Source organism: Spirosoma luteum DSM 19990 (assembly GCF_000374065.1).
Taxonomy (GTDB): domain Bacteria; phylum Bacteroidota; class Bacteroidia; order Cytophagales; family Spirosomataceae; genus Spirosoma; species Spirosoma luteum.
In genome coordinates, this window is the sequence record NZ_KB893258.1 from 96457 (window position 1) to 107179 (window position 10723).

Genomic DNA, 10723 nt, shown 5'->3' on the forward strand with positions numbered 1-10723 from the left:
TTACACCCGCCCCTTGTGGGGTGAAACTGCTTTATTTTTCAGCTCCGTAGCCGCTACGGCGTGTATATACCGGTCTGGGATAGCGTAACGTAAACCGACTATGCGGGTATAAGGCCGCTCTCAATCAGCCCGAAGCAGCCGTTGCACTGGTTTTTCAATCAGGTAGTATATAAGACAGGCTGCTATCACCAGCAGAATGAACCGAAGCCCGTTATGTGCGATGCCTATCTTCTGTAAGGCATTGACCAAAACCCCTGTATGAATAAGGTAAAAAGCATAGGAACTCTTGCCCAATACCTGCATCAGGGGATGGGATAGTAACCGACCTGCTACAGACGGTTGGGTAAGTAGGCCCAGTAAAAACAGACCGATACCGATAGGAAGGAGAATATTGTACACCAGAATTTCACTCCCAATGCTCAGAACCGGATCTATCGTGAACGGGGACAGACCGGCTTGCCAACCGACGCAGCCAGACAGAACAATCAGCCCTGCCAACGTCGGGTAGGGAACCGCAGGCAGCCGGTTCTGATGCCACCGCCGGGCCAGCCACAGGCCCACAACAAACTCGAACCCCCGGCCAAAAATGGTGTAGAATAATACGAAGGGGAGCGTACCAACTAACCCATGATTCGCCAGTTGGCCAATCGTAGCCCACAACAATACCCCCGTTCCCACCAGACCGGCTGTCAGCCAGAATGGCCCCCAGTACTTCAACCGTAAAAACAGGAACGGGGCTATCAGGTAGAAACAGACTTCTACGGTCAAACTCCAGCTTTGGGCAATGCCACTGAATTTATAGGTATTAAAGAATCCCTTTAGCAACGTCACGTTTAGGCTGAATACGAATAAAGACATCGGATGCCCCCGCCAGGTGGTCACGCCAACCGTTATGAGCAACATCAGGACATACAGCGGATAAATACGGGCAAAACGGTTTTGCAGATACCGTCGCCACGACCAGTATTCCTGTCTGAAATAAACATCGGCGTACCGGTGATAAATTAGAAAGCCGCTCAGTACGAAGAATATAGTCACGCCAATATAGCCCTGGTCATACACCCGATGGGCAATTGTGCCGGTCGACGCTGGATTGTAGTGGTGAAGATAAACCAGGTAGGCAGCAATGGCCCGCAAGCCAGTCAGGGCTGGGAAATACCGGTCTGGTTTGGAGGAAATGGCCATTAGTGGATCAGAACAAGCCGACCGGTCAGACCTGCCGCCACGGGCCAGGCTGCCGGATTAGTCATAGTAAGCCTAAAGGTATAGACACCCGCCGGAAGCAGCGCACCCGCGTCGGACCGACCGTTCCATCGCCATTCATTCAGACCAATGCGAACGGGCGAGTCAAGGTGCCGCACTACCTGCCCGTTCTGGTCGGTGAGGGCAATGGCTAAGCCGTCGGGGACCTGACTGCCGGTGAGGGTGAAGGAAAAAAGTGTCTGAGAATGGAATGGGTTCGGGTACACCTGCAAACTGGTTAGTGCCGACTCGGCCACGACCTGAAAACTAATCTGATAGGGAACAGCGCCATTACCAATGGCATCACGGGCAGTGGCCAGCAGATGGTAAGTTCCTTCCGGTAGTAGGGGGGATGGGTAGCGTAGGTGGAACACACTGTCGGCCCCCATCGCCTGTATAGTCGCTTTTAGCCAGCTAAGCCGCTCAAACGGCGCATTTTTACCGGGGCGTTGCAGGTACAAATCAATACCCGTTGTATCATGCCGGATAAGCGAGCGGTTTTCATCGGCTACCAGTACATCAATCTGAGGGCTGGCCGAAACCATGGCCCCATCCGTAATTCGGGCACCATCAAACGCAACTTCCAGCAACGGTCCAAACGTGTCGGGCTGTACGAATAGAGGAATACTGAGGGTATTGTTCAGGTAGGCGTACTCGGGCTGGAGGTGCGGATTCACCGTTAACACAAGCCGGTTGAGGCCCGGTAGTTTTTCGGTGGCAATACGGGTGGTAAATCGAACGGTGTCAAAAGGGGCGGGTGATGGTATCCGCCATTGGCTGGTTTGTGGGTTCGCTAACCCTGCTGTGTAAATCGTTTGCCGGACCACCAGCGAGTCAACCCCAAAGGCATCGGAACTCAGGTTGATAAACACCATCGGGATGGGTACTACAGCACCCTGCTCTACACTGACTGGTAGTACTTTCGCCACCACCAGTTGAAGTTGCCCTTCAGGTAAACCGATGGGGCCGGACGGGGCGTAGGTGAACGATGCCATTGACCAGGGGGGCAAATCTCCCGCGCTATCGGCCCGCCGAACGCGCCAATAGTAGGATGCATTGGGGCGATTGGGTACGGTAGTCAGGTAGCTGATACTGTTGCCAGCCATCAGATGCTGTGTTTGTTTGAAGGGTGTGTTGAACTGGTCCGTGCTATCCAGTTCCAGGTCGAACGAATGGTTTACATCACTAAAATACTGCGCGACCAATCGCACGACCGTTGTTTTTACTACGCCACCATTGGGTGGATAAATCAGCACAGGTTGTTGTGGAGCAATACTGATTTCAACCGTAGCCTGGTTATTATCCCGGTTGGCTTCGGTTTGGGAGTTGGGTAATCCGGCAGGATTGATTGTTACCTCAAACAGATTCTGTCCCTCTGCCAGCCAGTCGTTGGGAAATAGTATCATCAGGGTATCCCGGTAGGCAACAGATGTTGGTGTGGTTAGGGTAAACACACCCGATTCTTTCCCGTTCACCCACCTGCGTACCCGAACGGGAAGCTGCCCCGGTCGGTACTGCCCGGCATTCTGAACAACGGCCCGAATGTATACTGAGTCACTCCCGGCTGTCAATGGCCCGCCATGGGTATCCTGAACGGTTAGCCCTCCGCTGGTCAGGGCGTAATCGGGTGTTCGAACCGGGAACAGGTGAATAGCCGGGTCGCCCTGCAATACCATTTGCTGGGCGTTGGCTAAAGCGCGGCCACCCGGTGTTTGAGCCAGTACCCGCCGGATTGTTTCCTGCTGGAGTTGTCCAATGGATTTGTATAGTTGCGTGCTGTCGGTCAGGAGGGTATAAAATTGCGTGGTATAGTCGTGCATCACTTCCGTGTAACCCAAATGGCTCTGGGCGATGGCCGCAATGGCACCCCGGTTGGGCGTAAGGACCCAATCCGTCGTCAGCGTTGGGCGGCCAAAAAAGAAATTCCCGATGGCACAGCCATTCACGAGCAGGAGCGGGTATTGGCCCGTATTGTGGTACCCAAGGGCATCGCTGGAACAAAAACCAATGTCCAGGTCGGTCACGTCCAGACCCGAATGCCCCAAAAAGGTGATTAATCCAGCGCCTTCGTTCACGGGTTTTGCTAGGGTCAACGGCTCAACCAGGTTGTCCGTTGCTTTTGCAAAAGTCGTTACCCGTGCCCCAAGCGATGGACTTACTGCCTGCTTCTGGTAGGAGTCCACTAAGCCCCGAAACAAATCCCGTTCGACTACCGACTGGCCTCCGCTCAGGTGCAGGATGTTCTTACGCCAAAGCGCATTGTCCGACGGACTTTCGTACTGCTTCACTTTATTGAGGTAGTCGAGTACTTCCTGGGGTGTACCCGCATTGATTCGCCCCGTAGGCAGGGCCGGAATGTCCGGTTCTGGGCCGGACAGACCAGCGGTAAACGTACCATCTGAGCCGGGGAAACCAGCCGTCATCACCATATCCAACTGAGCCTGCTGCGGGTCGCGCCGGATGCCGGGTGTACTGCGACCACGCCCAATCAGAAGCAGATAGGGCACGGCATCACCCCGTTGCTGAAGCATTTGTCGGGCAAACCGCCGGATAGCCAGCGGATGTCTTTCTCCATAACTATACTGGTCGAACAGTTGCTGTATGGTAGCCGTGAGCGTGTCATAACCACCCCCGGCTACCGATGCCCGATAATTGGCATACGCCTGAATCGCGTTGGTTGTGCCTAGGGTTACGCCGGGCCGAAGCAGAAGATCATGCGTAACAATCAGATACGTTGGTTTGCGATTATGCCAATCTACGAACGATACGGGTCGAATGGCAGGTGGTTTACGGAACTCGGCGGTGCTGAACAGGGTGCGGGCCGTAGCGGTATTTCGTACCACAACCCGTACTGTGCCAGGATTTGCAGTCGTTGTGGTTCCCACCCGAACGGGTGCGTCAGGGTTCGATACATCCCAGAAACGGGTGCCTGGCACTAGGTCCGTTATGTCCAGACGGGAACGTCCCCGTAGAGTGGGTTCGAGTTGAAATACCGTTTGGGTTTGTCCATTCGTGGTTAACTGCTGCGGATACCGGACCCGGCTGTACGAAACGGAATAATCGTCGGTGGGGGTAGCCTCCCCGCCGGAAACGGTCGAGACAATCAATCGCCCATCGGGGCCAACATCTGACCAGTTCACTGCGATTTGCCTACGGGAATTAGTATACCCTACAAACCGGGTACTATCCAGCAACCGCTGACTCGCGGGTGTTGCCCCCACCTGGTAATTTACCCGGTGGTTGCCAACGTCACGGCCCACTAGAAGCAGGTCGACCTGTGGCGTTGGGCCATTCTTAACCGCGTTGGTCAGTTGAAAAGGGATAGTGAATGGTTTGTCTTTTTGCTGAATTGGTCCTGTGTAGCCTTCGCCCGCTTCGTAAAAACTGTATTCTATTTTTTGAGGCAGACCAGCCGCCCAGCCGGGATAATTGTCGGTGAATAGTCGTAGGTCCTCAGCCCAGTGGTAGGTTTCCGGAACCAGATTACTGGTGGTATCGGTGTACGCAGCCATACGTTTACCGGGTTGACCCGCGCCGGTGGACCACGTCAGGAAATAAGCAGTAGTGTCGCTGAAGAGGCTGTAATAGGGATGAGGCTGGGCCGTGTAGGGTTGGTACAGCAGCGAATCGGGTACCCCATCATTACGCTGTCCGTAAAATTCCAGGAAGTCAGCCGCATCAAAACGGCCGTCGGCCTCACCATCCACGTAAATGGCCTGCTCCACACCCCGGTGGAAAAGCTGTATGGCACTGGGCCTAATCTGCTGAACCGGTACCCCTGCCCGTTGTAGTTCGGTTGCAGTCAGGCGATAAATCCCGTTTTCGGCTACTGGTATTTTGTAGTAGGACTGTGCGTAGTTTATCCAGCGCGTAGGGTCGGGGTCAGTTGGACTGGGTTGGGCTTCTGTCCGGGTAGCAGCCACGATCAACAGCAAGGCTGTAAGACAGACAGCAGCTCCGGTAATAGCCGTGGGCGGGAGGTTGCTGATTGCCAATGGAATGGATGTTTGCGTGTAAACAACTTTAGCAAAAGAGCTACCTCACAAACCTGAATTACGGTTTAGGCAACCCAGGCTACATTCATTCCGCTGGCAGTGCGATACCAGCGTTTTCCTGAAAAACAGCTACCCATTAACCGGTTGGGGGAAAAGGGATGCGCTTATTTTAGAGGTATCAAAACGCGGGGGTGATATTTACCGCTTCTACCTTCATTATTTCAGGGACTGCTTTCAGAATAGCCTCTTCCAGCCCCCCTTTAAACGTCATTGCCGACATAGGACACGTACCACACGACCCCATCAGTTCGAGCCGCACTACTTTTTCATCCGTCACTTCCAGGATTTTTACGTTCCCGCCATCGGCCGCCAAATAAGGCCGCATACTGTCGAGGGCTTTCTCAATCCTGGTGATTAGTTGATCGTTGGTAACTACCGTTTCCATTACAAATTGATTTACGGTAAATTTATACGTTTTATGTGATTTATGCAACCTCAACCCGCTCAGTACGCTCAACGGTTGCATTGCGGATAGCAACCTGCTGCGCCAGCGCTTCCGCCGTGGCCCGGAAGGCTTCACTGGCAACGGGTTCTCCAGCACTGATAGCCGGACGACCTTCGTCACCCGCTTCGCGAATGCTCTGCACGAGTGGAATCTGGCCCAGCAGGGGCACCTCAAACTTGTCGGCCAGCAGTTGACCACCGCCCTTGCCAAAAAGGTAGTACTTATGATCGGGAAGTTCGGCAGGCGTAAAGAAGGACATGTTCTCTATGACACCGAGCACGGGTACGTTGATTTGTGGTTGCCGGAACATGGATAACCCTTTGGTTGCATCAGCCAGTGCTACTTTCTGGGGCGTAGTAACGATAATAGCGCCCGTAACCGGAACAGTCTGCACCAGCGTCAGGTGAATGTCGCCCGTGCCGGGAGGGAGGTCAATGAGCAGGTAATCAAGCTCACCCCAGTCGGCATCGGAGAAGAACTGCTGCAAGGCCCGACCCGCCATAGTGCCCCGCCAGATGATAGCCTGACCGGGTGCTACGAGAAAACCCATCGACAGTATTTTTATGCCAAACTGCATGACCGGCTCCATACGCGTTTGCCCATCCTGCTGGAAAATGCGGGGCTGAATGTTCTCCGCACCAAACATGGTTGGCATAGAAGGTCCGTAAATATCTGCATCGATGATACCTACTTTAGCCCCCGATTTGTGCAGAGCAATCGCCAGATTAGCCGTGACGGTTGATTTACCAACCCCACCCTTTCCCGATGAAACGGCAATGATATTTTTCACGCCCGGCAACGTGGGGGCGTTGGTCCGGGTTGAGGTCACGTCCGACGTCATATCAATCGTAACCTGGATATTGGCCCCGATATGAGTGTGAATGGCATCTTCGCAGCGTTTACGGATAACCTCTTTGAGCGGACAGGCTGGTGTGGTTAGCACCACCGTAAAGCGTACGGAACTAATGCCCAGCGTAACATCCTTCACCATATTGAGGGAAACGAGGTCACGCTTCAGGTCGGGTTCTTCAACGGTGCTCAGCGCCCGAAGTACGGCTTCTTTTGATAACTGATAATCAGACATAGGAATTAAACGTGAGGAGTGAAAAATGGTGTGTTTTTTCGCTGGAGCACCGGCTGTGCTCTTCATTCTACACTCTTCATTAGATATTGATTTAAACGCCCCCCAACAGCTGCCAGTTCCGCCGAAACGTTTACCCGTTTCGCTAGTGTTTCCAGTTGCGTAAGGAGTCTGGACAGAAATAACCGGTGCGCCGGACTGTCATCACCGTACAGCGGGCGGTGTGCCAGTGCCTTACGGATTTGCGCCCATTCGGTAATGAAACTGCGAAGGTCGGTATCAAACGCGCTTTCCGCAAACTTACTGAAAATATAGTCGTTCGCCTGGGTATTGGGATGAATCATATCCGCTTCATAAAACCGGTAGTCGCGCAAATCGTCCATCATCAGTTCGTAAGCCGGGAAGTAGTGAACCCAGTTGTTCCAGATGGTAAGCTCGTGCGCAATGACGCGCAACGTTGATTTGCTCACGCTGTTGAGCGGAAGCGTATCGCGCGTATGCCGAACGGGGCTAACCGTTAACAGTACCTTCAGGCTGGGATTGGCTTTGTGCAGGGTTTTCAGCAGCCTGGTCATATCATCGCGGAGATGGTCGATATGGTACAGGTATTTCTCAAACAGGGTGCCCGGCATTTTGTGACAATTGGCTACCACCTTGCCCGTTTCAATGTGCCGGTACACCACCGCCGAGCCGAGGGTCAGCAGTAAAAAGTCTGCCTGCCGAATAGTGCTGGCCGTTGTGGCCAGGGTGGCTTTCAGTTTATCACGAAGTTCGCCCTGACTGTTTGCCCACACCGACGAATGAAAGTCGTAGTGAAACCAGACTCCGTCGCGTTCAAGGTATCGGTTTTCATCCGGCATCGTTCCCTGTAGGGCCATCGTTAATAGTTTGGCGATAGAGACCGGGTTAAAAATGGTGCCGAATGGGTTATTCAAAACGGTCAGTTTATGGTCGACTAGCCGTTGTCCCATCACCTCGGCAAAGCAGGAGCCAAGGGTCACAATTCGGCTCTTCAGGCCGATTCGGGAGGGAAGTGCTTCGGGTGAAAATTCGGTATGAAACTGCATACTAAACAAACAAAAAAACGGACCATTTGGGTCCGTTTCCGTGAAAAGATTTCTTCGCGTAACCTATTGATTATGAGCTAAAGAAATAGACTTCTGTGCGCTTTCATAATAGCTTCTTCGTCAAATAAAGCCAGAACGGAAATTCGATAACCGGCTACCTGTTTTGACTCGATTTCTTCCTGCTGACTAAACGTACCCAAAGCCGTATACTCTTCTAAGTCTGGATCTAATTCATACTGCTCTACTGTCTTTTTGCCTGGACGAATGATCCAGTATCCGGCTATTCCATTGGCCGCATAATCGGTAAATCTGACCCCAGGGTCACGTTTGGCAGTGCCTTTTGATAATACCTTGATCACCAAATCGTGGGTCGGCAATTTCATCTGGTCGGGTAAGTAAGAAACAAGGTCGTTACATCGATAGCTGAGTTATTAGTAACTTAGTTGCCTACATGTACCAGAAACGAAATGGCCAGGGAAACGCTGATCAATTTTATTCAAAGCAACACACCAGGTTCAAGCGCGGCCGTAGTTGATATCGCCGATAATTTTCAGGAACGGTTTCTATCAAAGAATGAATATTTTCTCAAAGCTGGACGAGTAAGCGACGAATATCTATTTCTGGAAGAAGGATGCCTGCGGGCCTTTACACATGACACCAATGGCGATGAAGTAACCACTTATTTCTACTCGAAAGGCAGGTACGTATTTGAGGTATCGTCGCTTTTTATGCGAACCAGCTCAACCGAAAGCATACAGGCCTTGACTGATTGTAGGGGCTACTCGATTACGTTCGAGCAGCTGAACAGGCTGTTTCATTCCTCCCCTGAATTCCGGGAATTTGGTCGCATGATGCTCGTAAAAGCCTTTGCGGCTTTCAAACAGCGAACCCTGGAGTTAATCAACAAAAGTGCTGAAGAACGCTACGAAAATTTGATCAATACCAACAAAGAAGTGTTTCAATACGCCCAGCTCAAACACATCGCGTCCTATCTGGGTGTAACAGACACATCGTTGAGCCGCATTCGGCGCGAATTTGCTAAAAAGCACTGATCCTCGTAATTTCTTGACAAATGGTAAATGCGTTCTTGTCAATTGGCAAGTGCCAGTATCGTCAACGGGTCTTCCTTTGCATGGTTAACTAACGCGAAAAACCATGATTCCCAACCTGCCCACTTACATCCCCGTCACCTTCGGCCTGACCGTGCTGGCCACGCTGCTACTTTTTTACCGGGCCGTCGCGCAGGCCAGTACACAGGAAACCCGAAAAAAGGAAACCCTTATTTTGTCTGGTCTGATTGGCTGGCTGATTATTCAGGGCGTTCTGTCGCTCAACGGTGTCTATAAATCAGTCCCGGTTTCGGGGCCACCCAGGATTTTGCTGTTTGGCATTCTACCCGCTATGCTGACCATTATTTCGGTATTCGTTACACCGGCAGGCCGACGGTTTGCCGACAGTTTACCACTGGCAAATATCACCTGGCTGAATACCGTCCGGGTAGTAGTTGAACTGGTACTGTATTGGCTTTTTCTCAACAAAGTTGTGCCGGAACTAATAACGTTTGAGGGGCGAAATTTTGATGTATTCTCCGGCCTGACAGCGCCACTGGTAGCGTACGTCGGCCTCACAAAACATAAACTGAGCCGACAGTTGGTTTTGGGCTGGAACCTGATTTGTCTGGCCCTGCTGATAAACGTTGTGGTATATGCTTTTTTATCGGCCCCTTCGCCGTTACAAAAATTTGCTTTCGATCAACCGAACATAGCTATTTTAAACTTGCCCTTTAGCTGGTTACCTACGTTTGTCGTGCCAGTCGTCCTGTTAGGGCATCTGGTGTCGATTCGGCAACTGTTGAAATGAACGCAGCCCGGGGATTAAGTTGAGTCTAGTTGTGGCCCGTCAGGTTCTTCTTTTAATCCCTAACTCACTTAAATTACCAGCGAAAATACGAACGGTTAAGAACCTGAACAGGCAGTATGAAGCAGCGTTTCTGTCGTCGTATTACATTAGTACAACCAAAGACTTGAAGTCACCTTAGCTTAACGTGAATACTGGATTAGATTCAAGACGCTGAAAGCGCAATAGGGGCAGTAGAGCTAAATTTGTGGTGTCTAAGCCAACAAATCAAACTCCTCGCCCCTATGCAGTCGCAAATTTCCGAAGAAAAACTCATTGAACTCTTCATTGCAGTCGATGATTTTGTCAATCTATTTGATCAATGGCTGGCCAGTCGGGCTTTAGCCCCCACTCGCCAGCCAACCCGACAGCCTGAGTTAAGCAACAGCGAAATCATCACTATCCTGGTCTATTATCATCACTCAGGCTACAAAAACTTTCAATACTATTATCAGCGGTTAGTTCAAACTCAAATGCCTACCTACTTCCCCCGGCTTGTTACTTATCAGCGATTTATCGACTTGCTACCCCGGCAGGTAGCCACCATCCATGTGCTGACCAAATACCTATGTCTGCTTAGCAAACGGACCGGTTGCTATTTCGCCGATAGCAAGAAACTGCCCGTCTGTGACAACCGCCGTATTCATTTCCATCGGGTCTTCAAAGACATCGCTAGCCGGGGCAAATCATCAACAGGCTGGTTTTACGGTCTCAAATTACACTTGGTTATCAATCAGTTAGGTCAGGTTATGAATTTTCTCCTTACGCCTGCCAGCGTCTCCGACAATAACGAAACAGTCTTGGGTCGGCTCTTGGGAAGCCTAACCGGCAAATGCTATGCTGACAAAGGCTACATCAGTAAACTCTTCGAGCAGTTTTATCAGCAGGGACTTCATATCATTACTAAAATCCGCAAAAACATGAAGAATTCGGTGAT

9 protein-coding genes are annotated in these 10723 nt (G+C 51.5%); 3 read left to right on the forward strand and 6 right to left on the reverse strand.

The features are described from left to right. Nucleotides 1-120 precede the first annotated feature (120 nt). The 6 genes from B156_RS0114645 to B156_RS29225 form a co-directional block, all read right to left on the reverse strand. Nucleotides 121-1185 (reverse strand): acyltransferase family protein, encoded by a 1065-nt coding sequence (locus tag B156_RS0114645; protein WP_018620493.1) that lies wholly within the window; start codon nt 1183-1185, stop codon nt 121-123. Beyond that, nucleotides 1185-5237, reverse strand: coding sequence for a putative type IX secretion system sortase PorU2 (porU2, locus tag B156_RS0114650; protein ID WP_018620494.1), 4053 nt, complete (start codon nt 5235-5237; stop codon nt 1185-1187). The genes B156_RS0114645 and porU2 overlap by 1 nt, the downstream gene beginning before the upstream one ends. A 178-nt stretch (nt 5238-5415) precedes the next feature. Further along, nucleotides 5416-5682: a NifU family protein gene (locus tag B156_RS0114655; protein ID WP_018620495.1), complete on the reverse strand. Its 267-nt coding sequence runs from the start codon at nt 5680-5682 to the stop codon at nt 5416-5418. 40 nt (nt 5683-5722) lie between these two features. After that, nucleotides 5723-6826, reverse strand: a complete 1104-nt coding sequence (locus tag B156_RS0114660) for an Mrp/NBP35 family ATP-binding protein (RefSeq protein WP_018620496.1) — start codon at nt 6824-6826, stop codon at nt 5723-5725. 62 nt (nt 6827-6888) lie between these two features. Further along, on the reverse strand, nt 6889-7890 hold the full coding sequence (locus B156_RS0114665; RefSeq protein WP_018620497.1) for a GSCFA domain-containing protein: 1002 nt from the start codon (nt 7888-7890) through the stop codon (nt 6889-6891). Between the two features lie 77 nt (nt 7891-7967). Beyond that, nucleotides 7968-8273 carry a Uma2 family endonuclease gene (locus tag B156_RS29225; RefSeq protein ID WP_018620498.1) on the reverse strand — a complete coding sequence of 102 codons (306 nt, stop codon included), beginning with the start codon at nt 8271-8273 and terminating at the stop codon, nt 7968-7970. 84 nt (nt 8274-8357) lie between these two features. Here B156_RS29225 and B156_RS0114675 point away from each other — a divergent pair, with 84 nt between their 5' ends. The 3 genes from B156_RS0114675 to B156_RS0114685 form a co-directional block, all read left to right on the forward strand. Next, nucleotides 8358-8942, forward strand: coding sequence for a Crp/Fnr family transcriptional regulator (locus B156_RS0114675; RefSeq protein ID WP_018620499.1), 585 nt, complete (start codon nt 8358-8360; stop codon nt 8940-8942). A gap of 103 nt (nt 8943-9045) precedes the next feature. Then, nucleotides 9046-9750 carry a hypothetical protein gene (locus B156_RS0114680; RefSeq protein WP_018620500.1) on the forward strand — a complete coding sequence of 235 codons (705 nt, stop codon included), beginning with the start codon at nt 9046-9048 and terminating at the stop codon, nt 9748-9750. Between the two features lie 281 nt (nt 9751-10031). Then, nucleotides 10032-10723 (forward strand): IS982 family transposase (locus B156_RS0114685; RefSeq protein ID WP_018620501.1); only part of this gene is annotated, 692 nt, incomplete at its 3' end.